Source organism: endosymbiont of unidentified scaly snail isolate Monju, assembly GCF_000801295.1.
In the GTDB taxonomy this organism is placed as follows: Bacteria; Pseudomonadota; Gammaproteobacteria; order Chromatiales; family Chromatiaceae; genus MONJU.
Genome location: NZ_AP012978.1, coordinates 438,854 through 456,447 on the forward strand (window position 1 = coordinate 438,854; position 17,594 = coordinate 456,447).

15 protein-coding genes and 2 pseudogenes are annotated in these 17,594 nt (G+C 67.0%); 9 read left to right on the forward strand and 8 right to left on the reverse strand.

The annotated features are described in order from the left end of the window. Positions 1 to 37: 37 nt before the first annotated feature. Positions 38 to 193: pseudogene (locus tag EBS_RS14460) on the reverse strand (sigma-54-dependent Fis family transcriptional regulator); the annotation flags it as partial. Between the two features lie 379 nt (positions 194 to 572). Between EBS_RS14460 and EBS_RS02080 the strand changes: the two are divergent. Next, complete coding sequence (locus tag EBS_RS02080) at positions 573 to 1,994, forward strand: sensor histidine kinase (protein ID WP_081999768.1); 1,422 nt, start codon at positions 573 to 575, stop codon at positions 1,992 to 1,994. A gap of 187 nt (positions 1,995 to 2,181) precedes the next feature. Here the strand turns inward: EBS_RS02080 and EBS_RS02085 are convergent, their stop codons facing one another. Both EBS_RS02085 and EBS_RS02090 read right to left on the reverse strand, forming a co-directional pair. After that, positions 2,182 to 2,481 carry a hypothetical protein gene (locus EBS_RS02085; protein ID WP_043107079.1) on the reverse strand — a complete coding sequence of 100 codons (300 nt, stop codon included), beginning with the start codon at positions 2,479 to 2,481 and terminating at the stop codon, positions 2,182 to 2,184. A gap of 218 nt (positions 2,482 to 2,699) precedes the next feature. Then, positions 2,700 to 4,595, reverse strand: coding sequence for an SLC13 family permease (locus EBS_RS02090; protein ID WP_408065675.1), 1,896 nt, complete (start codon positions 4,593 to 4,595; stop codon positions 2,700 to 2,702). 31 nt (positions 4,596 to 4,626) lie between these two features. Here EBS_RS02090 and EBS_RS02095 point away from each other — a divergent pair, with 31 nt between their 5' ends. After that, positions 4,627 to 6,663: a tRNA(Met) cytidine acetyltransferase TmcA gene (locus EBS_RS02095; protein ID WP_171816163.1), complete on the forward strand. Its 2,037-nt coding sequence runs from the start codon at positions 4,627 to 4,629 to the stop codon at positions 6,661 to 6,663. A 96-nt stretch (positions 6,664 to 6,759) separates the two neighbouring features. Next, complete coding sequence (locus EBS_RS02100; protein WP_043107081.1) at positions 6,760 to 7,236, forward strand: peroxiredoxin; 477 nt, start codon at positions 6,760 to 6,762, stop codon at positions 7,234 to 7,236. A 233-nt stretch (positions 7,237 to 7,469) separates the two neighbouring features. Here the strand turns inward: EBS_RS02100 and EBS_RS02105 are convergent, their stop codons facing one another. From EBS_RS02105 to EBS_RS14470, 5 genes are read right to left on the reverse strand one after another with little or no spacing between them, the layout of a single operon-like run. After that, positions 7,470 to 8,033: a class I SAM-dependent methyltransferase gene (locus EBS_RS02105; RefSeq protein ID WP_081999770.1), complete on the reverse strand. Its 564-nt coding sequence runs from the start codon at positions 8,031 to 8,033 to the stop codon at positions 7,470 to 7,472. After that, a complete protein-coding gene (locus tag EBS_RS02110) occupies positions 8,026 to 9,078 on the reverse strand; it encodes an NAD(P)/FAD-dependent oxidoreductase (protein WP_043107082.1) in 1,053 nt (350 codons plus the stop codon). Before EBS_RS02110 ends, EBS_RS02105 begins: the two co-directional genes overlap by 8 nt. Next, positions 9,071 to 9,811 (reverse strand): lysophospholipid acyltransferase family protein, encoded by a 741-nt coding sequence (locus EBS_RS02115; RefSeq protein WP_043107083.1) that lies wholly within the window; start codon positions 9,809 to 9,811, stop codon positions 9,071 to 9,073. The genes EBS_RS02110 and EBS_RS02115 overlap by 8 nt, the downstream gene beginning before the upstream one ends. Continuing rightward, complete coding sequence (locus EBS_RS14465; protein WP_331711264.1) at positions 9,811 to 10,050, reverse strand: TrmH family RNA methyltransferase; 240 nt, start codon at positions 10,048 to 10,050, stop codon at positions 9,811 to 9,813. The genes EBS_RS02115 and EBS_RS14465 overlap by 1 nt, the downstream gene beginning before the upstream one ends. After that, positions 10,016 to 10,387, reverse strand: coding sequence for an RNA methyltransferase (locus EBS_RS14470; protein WP_231892831.1), 372 nt, complete (start codon positions 10,385 to 10,387; stop codon positions 10,016 to 10,018). The genes EBS_RS14465 and EBS_RS14470 overlap by 35 nt, the downstream gene beginning before the upstream one ends. 242 nt (positions 10,388 to 10,629) lie before the next feature. Here EBS_RS14470 and dxs point away from each other — a divergent pair, with 242 nt between their 5' ends. From dxs to EBS_RS02150, 6 genes and pseudogenes are all read left to right on the forward strand, one after another. Further along, positions 10,630 to 12,519 (forward strand): 1-deoxy-D-xylulose-5-phosphate synthase, encoded by a 1,890-nt coding sequence (gene dxs / locus EBS_RS02125; protein ID WP_043107084.1) that lies wholly within the window; start codon positions 10,630 to 10,632, stop codon positions 12,517 to 12,519. Positions 12,520 to 12,540: 21 nt separating this feature from the next. Next, positions 12,541 to 13,143 carry a hypothetical protein gene (locus EBS_RS02130; RefSeq protein ID WP_043107085.1) on the forward strand — a complete coding sequence of 201 codons (603 nt, stop codon included), beginning with the start codon at positions 12,541 to 12,543 and terminating at the stop codon, positions 13,141 to 13,143. Position 13,144: 1 nt separating this feature from the next. After that, positions 13,145 to 14,306: pseudogene (locus EBS_RS02135) on the forward strand (glutathionylspermidine synthase family protein). Between the two features lie 276 nt (positions 14,307 to 14,582). Continuing rightward, positions 14,583 to 15,743, forward strand: coding sequence for an inositol-3-phosphate synthase (locus EBS_RS02140; RefSeq protein WP_043107086.1), 1,161 nt, complete (start codon positions 14,583 to 14,585; stop codon positions 15,741 to 15,743). Further along, entirely contained in the window at positions 15,688 to 16,992 is a 1,305-nt protein-coding gene (locus EBS_RS14175) for an NTP transferase domain-containing protein (protein ID WP_070104707.1), read from the forward strand. The genes EBS_RS02140 and EBS_RS14175 overlap by 56 nt, the downstream gene beginning before the upstream one ends. Further along, complete coding sequence (locus tag EBS_RS02150; protein WP_043107087.1) at positions 16,985 to 17,569, forward strand: DUF4202 family protein; 585 nt, start codon at positions 16,985 to 16,987, stop codon at positions 17,567 to 17,569. Before EBS_RS14175 ends, EBS_RS02150 begins: the two co-directional genes overlap by 8 nt. Positions 17,570 to 17,594: the final 25 nt, after the last annotated feature.

The following is a 17,594-nucleotide window of genomic DNA, read 5'->3' on the forward strand; positions in this document are numbered from 1 at the left end:
CGAGCAGGCTCAGGCCGTGACCATCGGGCAGCTGTTGATCGAGCAGTATCAGGTCGGGATCCTGTTCGGCAATCGCCTCGTTCGCCTTCGCGAGGGTATCGGCGAGACGGGGACAGTGCCCGGCATCTTCCAGGTGCATCGAGAGAATTTCGCCGAACACGGGGTCGTCTTCGATGATCAGGATATCGGCCATGGCGGTTCTCCGGCGACGGCAATTGCTTGTGCGTGGTGTCCAGGCGGCAGGCAGCCGGGTTACAGTGGGGCCGCACCTGCTGGACGGATGACTATTAACCCGGCGCCCATCTATGCCATCCTCAGGACGTCAGACAGAAGTCAGAACGCGGCGCGCTCATCAGGCAATGGTGACTCCATTGGCAAGAAGCGCAACAATGTGCTGGCTTCTGTCTGACGTCCCGATCTTTTTGAAATTCAACCCGTTCGGCCACCACGAGCGTGCCCGTGGACGTCGTTGCCGCACCTCGACAGGGAATGACCCTGCCTTCGGCGCGGCGCCTCGCCACGGTCGCGCTCGTGGTGGCTGAGGGTGACATAGATGGGTGCCAGGTTAATACATGATGAAGATCCGATGGACGCCTGCCAAGGTTTCACTGCTCAGCCTGTTGCTGATGGGGGTCGTGGTGCTGGGGATCGGTATTCCTGGCCTGCAATTCACCATCGATTACCTGTATGCGCAGATGGAGCGCCACGCGGTCGAACACAATCGCGAGGTGGCCTCGCATGTTGAGTCGCTGCTTGCTCCTCGGGTGGCGGTGGAGGAGACCGAGCGTTTGCGCCTGTTGCAGAGGGTGATGGCGATCTATGGCGCTTTCGGTTATCGGCTGTTTCTGCTCGACGAACAGGGCCGTCTCCTGGCAGACAGCCATTCACCGATGGTCGGGCCACGACCGGTTGCCTCGACATGGCTGAGAACCCTGCGGGAGGGAGCGGCCCCCGGTGTCGCCCGCGCCGAGGACGAACAGGGGCACCCCTTGCTGATCTGGTTCGAGTCGCTGCGCTCCGAGCGTTATCCAGGCCAGCGTTTCCTGCTTGGCGTGGCCAGCGACCAGCAGCGATTTCTCCAGTTCATGCAGGAAGTGCACCGCAACCTCGATGTGCTCCTGGTTCTCACCTACCTCGCGATCGGTGGGGTCGGCCTGTTTGCGCTGCGCTTCATTGGCCGGGCCTACGAGCGCAGGCTCGAGGCGGAAGTGGACGAGCGCTCGCGGGCACTTCGCCAGGCGCATCGCGAGATGCTCGAGCAGACGAGGTTGGCCACCATAGGACAGACCGCTGCGGTGCTGGCGCACGAGATGCGTAATCCGCTCTCCTCTATCAAGCTCGCGCTCTCGGGAATGCAAGACCAGTCGCCGCTACCGGAACGTGCAAAGCGGCGTATCGACCTGGTGGTAGGCGAGGTGGACCGGCTCGATCAGTTGCTCACCCAGACGCTGGACTATGCACGGCCCTTGCAGTTTGGTGATCGACCGGTGGCGATTGACGATGTTATTGATCGCGTTATCGAACAGCAGCGCCCGCTACTGGAGCAGGCCGAACTTCGCCTGGTCCGCAAGCACTGCCCCGATTGCCGACTCGAGCGAGTCGATGAGAACAAGCTGTACCAGGCACTGCTCAACGGGGTGCGCAATGCACTGGAGGCGAGTCCCCGGGGGGGATGTATCGAAGTGTCACTCGAGATGGTGTCGGAGAACGAACTGTTGCTGCGGATTTGCAACGAGGGTGAAACGCTGGAGAGACAGGTAGTGGAACGTGCCTTCGAGCCCTTCTTCACCACCAAGCCCCGGGGGTCGGGCCTGGGGTTGGGGCTGGTGCGGCGGATCGTCGAGGAACACGGTGGCACCGTCTGCCTGGAGGCGAGACCGGGTGGTGGCGCCTGTCTGAAGATGGCTCTGCCACGCGAGGTACCCGCCAAGGAGAGTCGTGTCGATGATCCCGATGGAAGTCCAAAAAGCGGGAGCAGGCCGGGCAGCGATTGATCCCTCCCGAAACACGGAGACCCGGGCGAGTGTTCGAATCTGCTACGGGAAAAACGAACCGGTCACGCGCCATGAGGACACAAAAAGACACCGGCTCGAGGGCCGGTGAAAGGGGCCGAAGTCGGCAGGGGATGGGCCGTCTCGGCCCCGAATCTTCCCGGTGTGCCGGTCCGGGAAGGACGGAGGATCAGCTGTGGGAATGCGGTACGAAGTTTTTGATGGTGTCGTCTCCGTGGTCGTGCATGGGCATGTTCTGTGCGTACGGATGATTGTCGGGCTTCACCGGCAGGTCGTGCCCGTGGCGCACGAATTCCTTTACCGTGTCGTCTCCGTGATCGTGGTTCGGGCCCAGGCTGGTGCTGCGAGATCCCGGCGCGTGATCGGCCAGGGGGCTGCCGTAATACTCGTTGTTGTCGAGTACCTGGTCGAGGGCCATGGCGCCAGCAGAGGACAGGGTGAGCAGGGTGGCAATGACGAGTTTCTTCATGACGAGTCTCCGTGTGGGTTTCAGGTGTTTCAAGCTTCGGGAAGCGGAATGTCTCCGGCTTCACCCGGTATACAGCAGGACTCGTGCCATGTTGGATAAACCATTTCTCGTCAATGGGTTGCGTAGGATTTTCCGGGCGTCCCCCGTGCGGGGCGGGGAGCACGTTTCAACATCTCGTGCCGAAATTCCACGAAACGTGCAAACCGAATCTGTCGATATCAGGTGAGTGGGTAGAGCTGCGGCAGCAACCAGGAGAACACCGCCCACATGATCAGCGTCAGCGGGACGCCCACGCGCAGGAAGTCGCCGAAGCGGTAGCCGCCGGCGCTCATCACCAGCAGGTTGGTCTTGTAGGCGATGGGGGTGGCGTAGCTCATGTTGGCGCCGAACAGCACGCTGAGCACGAAGGGTTCCTCGGGCAGGCCGAGCTGGCGTGCGATGCCGATGGCGATGGGGGTGCCGATCAGGGCCGCGGCGTTGTTCGACACGATGTTGGTGAAGATCGCCATCAGCAGCATCAGGCCGGAGAGCAGGGCCGCCGGCGGGGTGCCACGCGTGCCCTCGACGAACAGGCCGGCCAGCCAGTCGGCCGCCCCGGTCGCCAGCAGGGCCTTGCCCAGTGCCAGGCTGGCGACCACGATGAGGATGACCTGGCTGCTCAGGGCATGGGCGGCGTCACGCCAATCGAGGCAACGGGTGGCGATCATCAGCAGCACGCCGGCCAGTGCGGTATAGACGATGGGCAACCAGCCGAGAGCCGCTGGCAGTACGATCCCGGCCATGATCGCCAGCGCCAGCGGGGCACGGTCACTGTGCGGCAGCTCGGTGGTGGCATCCAGCACCAGCACCTGGGCTTCGCGCTTGAGTCGCGCGATCTGTTCGCGGCTGCCCTGGACCAGCACGATGTCGCCGACTTTCAGGCGGATATCGCGGATGTCGCGGCGCAGCAGGCGCGGCTGCCAGCCGGGACGGTGCAGCGCCAGGGTGAACAGCTGGTAGCGTTCGACAAAGTGAGACTGGGTCAGTGTCGCGCCCTCCAGCGACGAGCCCTGGGTGACCACCACCTCGGCCAGCTGCTGGTCTCCGGCTGCCAGCGGGTGATCCTCGTCCACCGGGGTGTCGCCAGCCCACAACTGGCCATCGAGTACCGTCTCGTATTCCTTCAGTCGGTCGGGCGTGTCCGACAGCAGCAGGCGGTCGCCGGCCCGCAACACCGCGTCGGGCAACGGAAGCAATTGGGCGTGTTCGCCACGCAGGATGCGCAGCACCGGCAGCTCGTCGCCGGCCTTCTCGACAAGTTCTCGCAGCGGTCGTCCGTCCGCCCAGCTCCCTTCCGGCAACAGCAGTTGCGCAGTGAATACCCGGGGCGAGGTGTCGCCGAGCTGACTGTCGCGTGCCGGCAGCAGGCGTGGCGCGATCAACCACAGATAGAGCAGGCCGGCCCCGCCGGCGATGCTCACCGGCAGCAGGAAGTCGAACATGCCGAAACGTTCCAGACCCATCTCGGCGGCCACGCTCACCACCAGCAGGTTGGTCGAGGTGCCGATGGTGGTCGCCATGCCGCCGAGCAGGGTGGCGAAGCCCATCGGCATCAGTACGCGTGAGGCGGCATTGCCGGTGCGCAGCGAGACACTGACCAGGATGGGCAGCAACAGCACCACGATGGGCACATTGTTGACGAAGGCGCTGAACACCGCGCCCACCACCAGGGTGAGTGCCAGCGACAGCGCGGGCGCGGTCCCCCAGGCGCGCGCCAGAAGACGGCCGACCGGCTCCAGCGCACCTGTGCGCACCAGTCCCTGTCCGGCAATCATCAGGGCACAGACCGCGACCAGTGCCTCGTGCCCGAAGCCGAGCAGGAACTCGTGCGCCTCCAGGCGCACGCCCTCGTGCGTGTAGGGAAACAGCTCGAAGCCCAGCAGCAGGGCGACCAGCACGAACAGACTGGAGGTCTCGAGCGCCAGCCGCTCGCGGGTGAACAGGATCAGCGCGACCGCGGTGAGGGTCAGTGTGGCGATGGCGTGTGGTCCGGGCATGCTTTGCTCCATGCGATATGGCGGCATGGATGCTGGCATTATCCGCATGGTGATGCCAGTACCCCGGCCCCTTGCCATGTTGCAGGGCTTGCCGCAGGCTGGCGCGTCGATGCCTGTACCACGAGGTGCTCCAGGGGTGAACGACAAGCGGCAAACACGCAGCTGCCAGGTGCTGGCCGGAGATCGGGAGCGCGCGCTGGCGCTGTTGCGCGTGGCGCTGGCGGCGGGTGTGTCGCGGTCTTGCCTGTGGTTTGGCGAGGCCGCGCCGGACGGTGTGCGGCGGCTCGGCCGGCACGATTACCTCGATGCCCTGGGCTGCGAATGCGACCTTCTGGTGTACGACGCCCATGCCGGCCTGTATCCCGACGTGCTGGCGGCCCTGCTGGGTACCTTGCGAGGCGGTGGCGTGCTGGTCCTGCTTTCTCCGTCCTGGGCGCAGTGGGCGGCCTTCGACGACCCGGCGCTGGCCGGCCTGGCCCCCTGGCCGCTGGGGAGCACCGATGTCGGGCGGCGCTTCCTGCAGCGACTTCAGGACCAGTTCGCCGCCTCGCCGGTAGTGCGCATCCTCGATGTGGACGGGACCGAGTCTCTGGTTCTGCCACCAGCGGCGGCGCCAGTGCATTCCCCGGAATTGAACGAAGATCAGCACCGGGTGGTCGAGGCATTGCTCCGGGTGGTGACCGGCCATGCCCGGCGCCCGCTGCTGCTCACCGCCGACCGGGGGCGCGGCAAGAGCACTGCCCTCGGCGCCGGCCTGGCGCGGCTGCTGCGTGAACGGTCGTGCCGGGTGGCCGTGCTGGCACCGACACGACGCGCCGTGGAAGCGCTGTTCGCGCGTCTGCACCGTGATCTGCCGGATGCCGGCGGTGAGGTGCGCTACTGGCGGCCCGCCGACTTCCTGGCCGAAGCGCCGGATTGCGATCTGCTGGTGATCGACGAGGCCGCCGCCCTGGGCGTGCCGCTGTTGCAGACGCTGGCCGAGCGTTACAACCGGGTCGTCTTCAGCACCACGGTGCAGGGCTACGAGGGCAGCGGGCGCGGCTTCGTGCAGCGCTTCCTCGCCTGGCTGAACGAACGGTTTCGCGCTTGTCGGCATCTCGAGCTCTCCGCCCCGGTGCGCTGGGCGCCGGGCGATCCCCTGGAGGCGCTGGCGAACCGCCTGTTCCTGCTGGATGCCGAGGCGTTGCCGCCGGTGCAGGGTGTGCCACGCTACCGTTGGCTGGAACGCGATGCACTGGCACAGGAGGAGGCGCTGTTGCGCCAGGTATTTGGCCTGCTGGTCAGCGCCCACTATCGCACTCGGCCATCGGATCTTCGGCAGTTGCTCGATGCGCCGGGGGTGTCGGTGCTGGTGGCCGAATGTGCTGGACAGGTGATCGGCGTGTTGCTGGCGGCCGCCGAGGGCGGGCTGGATGCGGCGCTGGCCGAGGCGGTGTGCGCCGGTCGACGACGCCCCCGTGGCCATCCCCTGTTGCAGTCGCTGGCCACGCACGGCGGCTGGTGCCAGGCGCCGACCTTGCGCCTGTTGCGGATCATGCGTATCGCGGTGGACGAGCGCCATCGCCGCGCGGGTATCGGCAGCGGCCTGCTGGCACGGGCGCGTGAGCGCGCCGAGGCGGAGGGCTTCGACCTGCTTGGCTCCCGCTATGGCGTGTCGCCCGGTCTGTTGCGTTTCTGGCAGCAGAACGGCTACCGGGTGGTGCGCATCGGGCACCGCGTGGACCCCGCGAGTGCCGCCCACTCGGTGCAGATGCTCGCGTCGCTGAGTACGGCCGGCGAGGCACTGTGCGATGCGGCCTGTGCGCGCTTTCTGGACGATCTGCCCTGGCGCCTGCTCTCGGGGCTGGCCGGGCTGGACCCGGGCGTGGTGTCCGGGCTGTTTCGCCAGGCCGGCGGGGACTGGGCGGCGCCCGATGCACAGACACTTGCGGATGTGAGGCACTTCGCCCTTGGTCGGCGTGACTTCGAGGATGCCCTGCCGTCTCTGCGCCGAGGGCTCTGTGCCTGGCTCGCCAGGGAGGACGCAGGCGAGAACGGTGCGCTACTGGTGCGGTGCGTGCTCCAGGGCCGGCGGCCGACGCGTGAACAGGTCGCGATGTTGCGTCGCTTGTTCGCGGCGGGGACGCCGCTCCTGCAATCCCGGTAGGAGGCCTGTCCCCGGGCCGAACGGGGATTGACCCCGGACCGGCGCGTCCCTACATTGCGAAGGACAACAACCGACCATCATCGTGAGGAAGCATCCATGTCAGTAGAGGGGCTCAAGGCGGGCGACAAGGCGCCGGCGTTCGAATTGCCGGACGCCGACATGAACATGGTCCGTTCGGCCGATCTGGCCGGTCGGCCCTACGTGATCTACTTCTATCCGAAGGACGACACCCCGGGCTGCACCATGGAGGCGCAGGAATTCACCGAACTGATGGACGAGTTCCAGCGGCTGAACGCCGCCCTGCTGGGCGTGAGCCGTGACAACTGCATGAAGCACGCCGAGTTCCGCGACAAGTATGGCCTGGGCGTGACCTTGCTGGCCGATGTCGATGGCCAGCTCTGCGAGGCCTACGGCGTGTGGCAGGAAAGGGAAAGGAACGGTGAGAAACGCAAGGGCATCGTGCGTTCCACCTTTATCGTCGATAGCGAGGGCGTGATCCGTCACGCCGAGTACGGGGTCTCGCCCAAGGGACACGCCGAACAGGTTCTCGAGGTGCTGCGCAGCCTGTCCTGATCGGTGGTTGTTAACTAAGTCAACACCACAGAGGACACAGGGGATGTGAAGTTGGAGGTTGTCCCGGCGGGATCGTAACCCGCTGCCAACGGACCGAGGTCCATCAGCAGGAAGGTCCGCGCTCCGCCTTTTGCCACCGTCAAGCTCTGTGTGCTCTGTGTTCTCTGTGGTTGATCAAACCTGTGGTTGATCAAACCGCAGAGAGGGCGCCAGGTTCCCGTTTTCGCAGGGGCTCATCCTGCTCGCCGCGCCAGGTAGGCGATGGGGCCGGGGGAGTCGTGCACCTCGACGCTCAGGGTGGCCTGCGCCGCGAACCAGCCGGCCACCGCCTCGGCTTCTTCCCGCCCGCCGGCATGGCCACGATACACCAGCACCGAGAGCAGCCCGCCGGGGCGCAGCAGGGCGCTCGCCTGCACCAGCGCGGCCAAGGTGGTGTCCGGGCGGGTGACCAGGCCGTGATCACCGCCCGGCAGATAGCCCAGGTTGAAGGTCACCGCGGCGACCTGGCCGGTCAGGTCCTCGGGCAGGTGCTCGCGCATCTTTTCGTGCCCGGCCAGGTGCAGGGTCACGCGTTCGGCCAACCCGGCCTGCGCGAGGCGCTCCTGTGTGGCCTCGAGCGCCTGCGGCTGGATATCGAAGGCATGCACCCGGCCGCCGGGGGTGATCTGCCGGGCGAGGAAAAGGGTATCGTGGCCGTTGCCGGCGGTGGCGTCGATGGCAATATCGCCCGGCGCCAGCACGTCAGCGAGCCGCTGGTGGGCGAGTGCGGTCAACGGTTGGCGGCGCGGCTCAGGCATGGCGGGCGATGTCGGTCTCGGCAGGCAGCGGGCGGCCGTCGAGCAGCCAGTCGGCCATGCGTTCGGCATGCCAGGGAATGCTCAGGGCGCCGCGCGCGCCAAAGCCGTTGAACAGGTGCAGCCGCGGCTCGCGCGGGTGGGTGCCCAGGAAGGACTGGCGGTCGGCGGTGGCCGGGCGCACCCCGGCGGCCTCTTCGACCACCGTCACCCCGGCCGGATCTTCGAGCAGCCCGTGCAAGCCGAGGTGCAGTGTCTCGCGTTCTTCCTCGCTTACCGGGCCTTCGAGTCGCCGGTGGGCATGGGTGGCGCCGAAGCGGTAACCGCCATCGGCCAGCGGGATCAGCCAGTGTGCGCCGTTGATGATGTGCCGGCACAGGCGGTGCAGTCCGTCCAGGCGCTGGATCACGCCGCGGTCGGGTTGCAGCGGCAGCCAGTCGAACCAGGGATTGTCGCGCATCCGGTAGCCCTCGCAGCAGACCAGGTGGGCGGCGCGCTCGCCGTGCAGTTCCACTCCGTCGGGTGTGATGCGCAGTGTGCGCAGATCGACGGCGACCTGCCGCCAGGCGTCTTGTCTGTGCAGCCAGTCGCGCAGGGCATCGAGCAGGCGTGGCAGTTCCACGTAGCCGGTGTGCGATTGCAGAAAGCCACCGTGTGGTGCGCGGATGCCGGAGTCAGCTTCGCCGGATCCGAAGCGCGCGCCCAGCCAGTCGGCCACCGCCGGATTGTCGCGCTGGCGATCGAAAAAGCGGACCTGCTCGGGCGAGCGGAACAGGCGTTGCATGGGGATGGTGTGCACGAAAGCAGGCTGGCCCAGTTGGCGGGCGAGGGCGGCGTAGGTGCTGTGCATGGCGGCCAGCCAGTCGGCAGTGCGCGGGTGGGCATTGAAGCGCATGCCGGCCAGCGGGTTGATCAGACCGGCAGCGACCCGTGAGCTGGCGGTGCGGTGGCCGTCGTCGAGCACACGCACCTGCTGGCCACGACGGATCAGCGTCCAGGCCAGCAGGCTGCCGGCCAGTCCCTGCCCGATGATCAGGTAGTCAGGCATGATCTTCCACCACGGTGACGATGGCCTCGCGCGCGCGCGTGGCCAGGGTCTTGCTGTCGCTGTTGGCGGAGGCCAGCAGCGGCAGAAAATGCACCTCGATGGTGCTGCCGGGGCGCCCCAGCAGCCCCAGCAGGTTGGCGAGCAGGGTCTGGTCGCCGGTATAGGGGGCCACCGGATCGTGATGGCCATCGACCCGGTAACGCAGGGCCACCGAGGCCACCGGTGCGCCCGCCTCGATGGCGGCGGCGAACAGGCGCGAGAAGAAGGGACGTACCGAGCGGCCGTCGCTGGTGGTGCCCTCGGGAAACAAGGCGAGCATGCTGCCGTGCCGCAGGCGCTCGGCAATGGCCCCGCGGATCTGAGCCGACTGGCCACTGCCGCGACGGATGAACAGGGTGCCCATGCGCATCGCCAGCCAGCCGATCAATGGCCAGCGGCGCACCTCGGCCTTGGACAGGAATGCCGTGGGCAGCAGGTAACCGAGCACAGTGATGTCTAGCCAGGAGACGTGATTGGCCACCACCAGGGCCGGGGGGGCGGGCGGCTCGCCGTGGACCTCGATGCGCAGGTTCAGGATGCGCAGCAGCCGGTGGTGCCACCAGCGGACGATGCGCCAGTCGACCTGCCGGCGGCTCCCGCTGTTGCGCCGGGTGGCGACCGGCACCAGCAACACGCCTGCCAGCAGGTGCAGCATGATCAGGACGGTGCGCCAGGGGATCCGCAGCAGATGCATCAATCCTTTCCGTGCTGGCGGACGTACTCGTACATCACGATTGCCGCGGCCACGCTGGCATTCAGGCTCTCCATCTGTCCGAACAGCGGGATGCGCAAGGTCTGCATGCCCGGATAGTCGGTCGGCTCGAAGCTGAGGCCGAACTCCTCGTTGCCCACCACAAAGGCGCTTTTCTCCGCCAGCGTGATCTGGCGCAGGTCGTGTTCACCGTCGGCGGTCAGGGCATAGTAAGGTGTAATCCCGGTCGCACAGGTCTGTCCAGGCGCTGTCGAAAGTCTCGTGGAAGCGGGCTGGCACCTTGCGAAAGGCCCCCTTGGCGGGGGCGGTGTCGAACACCCCGATGTTCACCAGGTGCACCTCGGCGCCACCAAAGGCCTGCACGCTGCGGAAGATCTTGGGTACGTTGAAGCCGGCCTTGAGATGATCGAGCACGAAGGCGAAGGTGTGTGGACCGGGCTGTGCCAGCACGTTGCGCTGCCGGTCCTTGTGGTAGCGCTGTTCGATCTGCTTCTGTCGTGCCAGCCGGGCGGCGCGGCGTTGCGAGCGGGTGAGCGGGATTTCGGCGTCGTTGGTCATGGGGCGGAAACCGTGAGCGAGAGGCAGGAATTGTAACCCCTGCGTCCCTGCCTGGGACCTTCCCCGGTTGCCGACCGCGGGGGTGAACGAGACTTCCCTCCCCGGGAGACAGGGCGTCCGTCCCCGGGCTGATGGACTGTCTACGGGGCGGGGGAATCCGGAGGGTGCCGATACGCGAGGTGCGACGCGCCGCCCGTTTCGGCGTAAAATAATTCGCTTTCCCGCTTGATTTGGACCATCGCATGACACAGGGCGACCGCGAAGCCATCGAGGCCCTGCTGGCCGAGGTCGAGACCCCCGACCGCCTGCGCCGGCTGGGGCCTGCGCGCCTGCCCGAAGTGGCCGGTGCGGTGCGGCGCTACCTCATCGACACTGTCTCGCGCACCGGTGGCCATTTGGCCGCCGGGCTGGGCGTGGTCGAGCTGAGCGTGGCCCTGCACTACGTGTTCGACACCCCGCGTGATCGCCTGGTCTGGGACGTGGGGCACCAGGCTTATCCGCACAAGATCCTCACCGGGCGCTGGCGGCGCATGCACAGCCTGCGGCAGAAGGACGGCTTGTCGGGCTTTCTCAAGCGTGACGAATCCGGGTACGACGCCTTCGGCGCCGGGCATTCCAGTACCTCCGTCAGCGCGGCGCTGGGCATGGCGGTGGCGGCACGCGCCCAGGGTATCGAGCGTGAGCACATCGCGGTGATCGGCGACGGTGCCCTGTCGGCCGGCATGGCCTTCGAGGCGCTGAATCATGCCGGGTCCATCGACGCCGACCTGCTGGTGATCCTCAACGACAATGACATGTCCATCTCGCCGCCGGTGGGGGCGATCAGCAACTACCTGGCCCGGGTGCTCTCCAGCCGTTTCTACAATCGCATGCGCGAGGGCAGCAAGCAGGTGCTCGACAAGGTGCCCGGCATGAAGGACCTGGCGCACCGCTGGGAAGAACACATGAAGGGCATGTTCATGCCCGGCACCCTGTTCGAGGAACTGGGCTTCACCTATATCGGCCCCATCGACGGTCACGATCTGCCGCTGCTGGTCTCCACCCTGGAGAACATGCGCGAGATGCACGGCCCGCGCTTCCTGCATGTGGTCACCCAGAAGGGCCGTGGCTTCGCCCCCGCCGAGGGAGACCCCTGCGTCTACCACGGTGTCACTCCCTTCAATCCCGAGACGGGCAAGATGGAATCCAGGGCCGGGGGGCGCAGCTTCACCTCGGTGTTCTCCGACTGGATCTGCGACCTGGCCGCGCAGGACGAACGGGTGATGGCCATCACCCCGGCGATGTGCGAGGGCTCGGGGCTGGTGGCCTTTGCCAAGCGTTTCCCCGAGCGTTACCACGACGTGGGCATCGCCGAGCAGCACGCGGTGACCTTTGCCGCCGGCCTGGCCTGCGAGGGGATCAAGCCGGTGGTGGCCATCTATTCCACCTTCCTGCAGCGTGCCTACGACCAGCTGGTGCACGACGTGGCGCTGCAGAACCTGGATGTCACCTTCGCCGTGGACCGTGCCGGTGAGGTGGGCGCCGACGGCGCCACCCATGCAGGCATCTTCGATCTCAGCTTCGCGCGTTGCGTGCCCAACATGGCGGTGCTGGCTCCGGCCGATGAGGCGGAGTGTCGTGCCTTGTTGCAGACCGCCTGGGAACACCCCGGCCCGGCGCTGGTGCGCTATCCGCGCGGGGCGGGCATCGGCACCGAGCCGGCCGCCGATCTGACCACGCTCCGCTGGGGCAAGGGTGAGCTGCGCCGGCGCGGGCAGGGGATCGCCATCCTCAACTTCGGCACCCTGATCGACCGCGCCCTGGCGCTGGGTGAGGCGCTGGATGCCACCGTGGCCAACATGCGCTTCGTCAAGCCGTTGGACGAGGAACTGGTGCGTGAACTGGCTCAGGAGCACCGCTTCCTGGTCACTCTCGAAGAAAACGTCGTCGCCGGCGGTGTCGGTTCAGGTGTTGGCGAATACCTCGCTGCCGCCGGTATCGACATCCCCATTCTGCACTTCGGCCTGCCCGACCGCTGGATCGAGCAGGGCACGCAGGCCGAACAGCTCGCCGATGCCGGGCTCACCGTCGAGCAGATGCGTGAGGCGATTCGTCGCCACCTGCCTGCCGACATCAGCCTGATCGCTGGTTGAAACCATACGACGGATATCCTCATGCGACACATCAAGAAAGCGATTTCCCTGTCGGTCGCCGGCGGCCTCGGGCTGACGGTACTGGCCGGCCTGAGCGGTTGCGAGCAGCCGCAACCGCCGTCCCAGTCGACCGATGCGCTGCAGGATCAGAGCCGCAACTGGTTCCTGGTCATCGAACAGACCGGCAGCAATCCCGACACCTACCGGGTGGTCGAGCAGCATCCCACCACCGGCCCCACGCGGGTGGTGTTGCGTGACCTGAACGGTATCGAGCGCTTCCTCAGCCCGGATGAGCTGAAGGCCATCGCCGAGCAGGAGGCGATGCGCGTGGAGCAGGGCACCTCGCGACTGGCGCAGGACGGGGCGCAGCTGTCTTCCGGCGGCCTGTCGCTGGGCGAGGTCCTGCTGGCCACCGCCGCCGGTTCGCTGCTCGGCGGCATGCTCGCCAACAGCCTGATGCGGAACCGCAACTTCCAGCAGAACACCCAGCGCTATAACAGCACCCGGCCCAGCCGCCCCCCGACCAGCCTGCGCACCGGCACGGCGAGGCAGCCGCGCACCGGCTTCTTCGGCAGCCGCGGGAGCAGCGGGGCGCGTCCCGGCAGCTTCTCTTTCGGCGGCTGAGATGGTCCGTACCCGCAAGGTCGAGCCACTGCCGGTGACCGTGCTCGAGGACATCGGCATGCAGTGGCACACCGATGCCGACGGCAGCGCCTACCTCGTGCCCGAGCTGGTGGAGGTGAGCGAGGCCGAGGCCGAGGCCTATTACGAGGCCGCCAATGCGCTGTACGCGATGTTCGTCGCATGTCATCGACCACGGCCGTTACGCCGAGCTGGGTATCGACGCCGCGCTGGTGCCGCTGATCGAGGAGAGCTGGGAGCGCGACGATTGGCACCTGTATGGTCGCTTCGACCTCGCCGGGGGACTCGACGGCCGCCCGATCAAGCTGATCGAGTTCAATGCGGACACGCCCACCGCTCTGTACGAGACGGCCATCGTGCAATGGGCGCTGCTGCGTGCCAACGGCCTGGACGAGGCGCGGCAGTTCAACAACCTGCACGAGATGCTGCAGGAGAGCTTCCGTTGCTGCGTGGTGGGCGAGGGGGGCGACTTCGCGGCCGACTACCGGCAGGAGAAGTTCCTGTTCTCCAGCATCGAGGGCCTGCCCGAGGACGAACGCACCGTGCGCTACCTGCAACAGGTGGCTCACGAGGCCGGCTTGTTCACCGACTTCTGCTTCCTGCATGAGACGGGTTTTCTCGAAGGGCAGGGGGTGTTCAACCGCGATGCCCAGCGTGCCGACTTCTGGTTCAAGCTGTTTCCCTGGGAAGACATCCCCGCGCAGGAACCGGAACTGGTGCCCACCCTGCAGCACATCAGCCGGGTTGGTGCCACCCGGTTCGTCAACCCCGCCTACACCTTGCTGTTCCAGAGCAAGGGCATGCTCGCCATCCTGTACGAGCTGTTTCCCGATTCCCCCTGGCTGCTCGAGACTCGCTTCCAGCCGCTCGCCGGCAAGGCGCAGGTGGAAAAACGCCTGTTCGGCCGCGAGGGCGAGAACACCCGCATCCTCGATGCCGAGGAGCGCGTGATCGCCGAGACCGGCGGCGCCTACGGTCACCACCCCGCCATCTGGCAGGAGTACGTCGAACTGCCGCAGGATGCTGCCGGACGGCGCTACCAGGCGGGCGTCTTCCACGCCTGCGAGGCCTGCGGCCTGGGCTTCCGCCGTGGCGGCGAGATCCTCGACAATCTCAGCAAGTTCGTGGGGCATATGGTGGTTTGAGGCGGCGGAAGCATTGCCGCTTCCGTCACCCCCTGTGTGTCAGAAATTGTCGAGCAATCTCCGGGAGCGACGCGGGGAACCCTCCCGTGATTTCTGCATTTTCGAAAGGGTTTTTGGGTCCTTGAATCCGGCCAGTCCGGCCCCATCCTGACCGCGCCGTACCGTACCCACGTCTCGTGCGGCATTTATCTCGTTTCATCTGTTTTCGATCGGGAGCGATGCGTCCCCGCGTCGTTCCGGGGGCGGGGCTCCCTTGTCTCGAGAGGTTGAATGCACATGAGCAAGATAAAGATCGCCATCGTGGGGATGGGCAACTGCGCCAGTTCGCTCATCCAGGGTATTCACTATTACCAGGACAAGGACCCGGCCGAGGCCATCGGGCTGATGCATCCGGTGATCGGCGGCTATGGTCCCTCGGATATCGAGGTGGTGGCGGCCTGGGACATCGACGCTCGCAAGGTCGGCAAGGACGTGTCCGAGGCCATCTTCGAAAAGCCCAACTGCACCACCGTCTTCTGCCCCGACATCCCGGAGACGGGCGTGAAAGTGGAGATGGGGCGGGTGCTCGACGGCTTCTCAGAGCACATGCGTGACTACCCCGAGGAGCGCACCTTCGTGCTGGCCGATGCGCCCGAGCCTGACAAGGCGCAGGTGGTGCAGCGGCTGAAGGGGAGCGGCGCCGAGGTGCTGATGAACTACCTGCCGGTCGGCTCCGAGGAGGCAACCCGTTTCTATGCCGAGTGCGCACTGGATGCCGGGGTGGCCTTCGTCAACAACATCCCGGTGTTCATCGCCTCCGATCCCGAGTGGGCGGCGCGCTTCGAGCAGGCCGGCATCCCCATCATCGGTGACGACATCAAGGCTCAGGTGGGCGCGACCATCACCCACCGCACGTTGACCGACCTGTTCGCCAAGCGCGGGGTGAAGCTGGAGCGCACCTACCAGCTCAACACCGGTGGCAACACCGACTTCCTCAACATGCTCAACCGCGCGCGCCTGGCTTCCAAGAAGGAGTCCAAGACCGAGGTGGTACAGGCGGTCACCGCCGAGCGCCTGCCCGAGGAGGACATCCACGTCGGCCCCAGCGACTACGTGCCCTGGCAGAAGGACAACAAGCTGTGCTTCATCCGCATGGAGGGCAAGCTGTTCGGGGACGTGCCCATGAACCTGGAGCTGCGCCTCTCGGTGGAGGACTCGCCCAACTCGGCGGGTGTGGCCATCGACGCCATCCGCTGCGCCAAGCTGGCGCGGTCGCGCGGACTGGCCGGGGTGATCCACGCGCCTTCGAGCTACTTCTGCAAGCATCCGCCGCGTCAGGTCACCGATGACGAGGCGTATCGCCTGATGGAGGCCTTCATCAACGACACCCAGGGCAAGCTGCATGAAGTGCCTGATACTGGCCGCGGGGAAAGGGAGCCGGCTCAGGCGACGGGCTGAGTCCAAGCCCCTGCTCGCACTGGCCGGTGTGCCGCTGATCGAGCGGGCGATCCGTAGCGCGCGCGAGGCCGGCGCGGATCGTTTCGTGGTGGTCACCGGCCACCGGGCGCAGGCCGTGCAGGACTTCCTACGCGGTCTCTCCGCGCGCCTGTCGGTGCCCATCGAGGCGGTTCCCAATCCCGATTGGGAGCACAGCGAGAACGGCCGCTCGGTGCTTGCTGCGCGAACACGGCTCGATGACGGCGAACCCTTCCTGCTGCTGATGGCGGATCACCTGGTCGAGCCCGCGCTGATCGGTGATCTGCTGTCGGCCGGGGCGCCACCGGACGGCGTCACGCTGGCGGTGGACGGGGATCTCGCCAACCCGCTGGTCGATCCCGACGATGTCACCCGGGTGCGTCGTGACGGCGAGCGTATCGTCGCCATCGGCAAGGGGCTTGCGGCGTATGACGGCTTCGATACCGGGGTCTTCCTGTGTACCCCGGCGCTGTTCGACGCACTGGAGCGGGCAGGCGAGGACGGCGAGTCCAGCCTGTCGGCCGCGGTGCGCCGGCTGGCCGCCGAGGGGCGGGCCAGGGCGGTCGAGGTGCGCGGGCGCTTCTGGTGTGACGTGGACGACGAGGCGGCGCTGGCGCGTGCCGAGCAGGCACTGTTCGATCGCCTGCGTGGCAAGACCGCAGACGGCCCGGTGGCGCGCTGGCTCAATCGGCCGCTGTCGATCCGCCTGTCGCGCTGGCTGGTGCGCACTTCGGTGACACCCAACCAGGTGTCGTTGTTTTCCTTCGCGCTGTCGCTGCTGGCCGCGGGTTTGTTCTTTCTGCCCGGCTGGGCGGCTCTGGCCGCCGCCGGGGTGCTGGCGCTCGACGGCTGCGACGGCGAGATCGCCCGGCTCAAGTTCCGGCAGAGCGACTACGGCGGCTGGCTGGACGCGGTGCTCGACCGCTATGCCGACGCCTTCCTGCTGTTCGGGCTCACCTGGCATGCCTGGCGCGAGACCGCCTGGGACGGGGCGCTCGTGGTCGGCTTCCTGGCGATCATCGGTTCCTTCCTGCTCAGCTACACTGCCGACAAGTACGATGGCCGCATGCGTGCGCGCGGCGGGGCGCGTTTCCGCCTGGGGCGCGATGTGCGGGTGTTCGTGATCCTTGTCGGTGCGCTGCTGGACCAGGCGCTGGCGGTGCTGTGGTTGACCGCGCTGGTGATGAATGCCGAGACGCTGCGGCGGCTGCTGGTGTGCCGCGATGTCTGATCCGCTGGATTGTGCCAGGGAACGCATCCGCGCGGTGATCGCGGGTTCACCGGTACCGGAGGATCCGCGGCATGCCGAGAACACCGTGGAATGGCTGCTGCGCCTCGATCCCCGGGCTGATCAGGCCCTGCAACTGGCCGCGCTGGCGCACGATATCGAGCGCGCGCGTCCCGATCGCCTGCGGCGCGAGGACTTTGCCGACTACGACGCCTTCAAGCGCGCGCATGCCGCGCGGGGCGCGGAGATGGTGCGGCGGATATTGACCGACTGCGGAGTGGACGAGGCCCTGGTCGAGGAGACCTGCCGTCTGGTGGAATGCCACGAGTTCGGTGGCGATGCGCGCGCCGATCGGCTGCGCGAGGCCGACAGCCTGTCCTATTTCGAGGTCAACCTGCCGCTCTACTATGCGCGCGAAGGGCGGGACGAGACCCTGCGCCGCTGCCGCTGGGGCATCCGCCGCCTGTCGCCGCACGGGGTGGCATTGCTGCGCTGCCTGCGGATGCCGACGGCGGAACTGCAGGACCTGCTGTGGGCGGCACTGGTGGCCGAGGTGCCGGAATCGGCGAGGGAGACATGAAAAACCCCGGCGCGGGGCCGGGGTC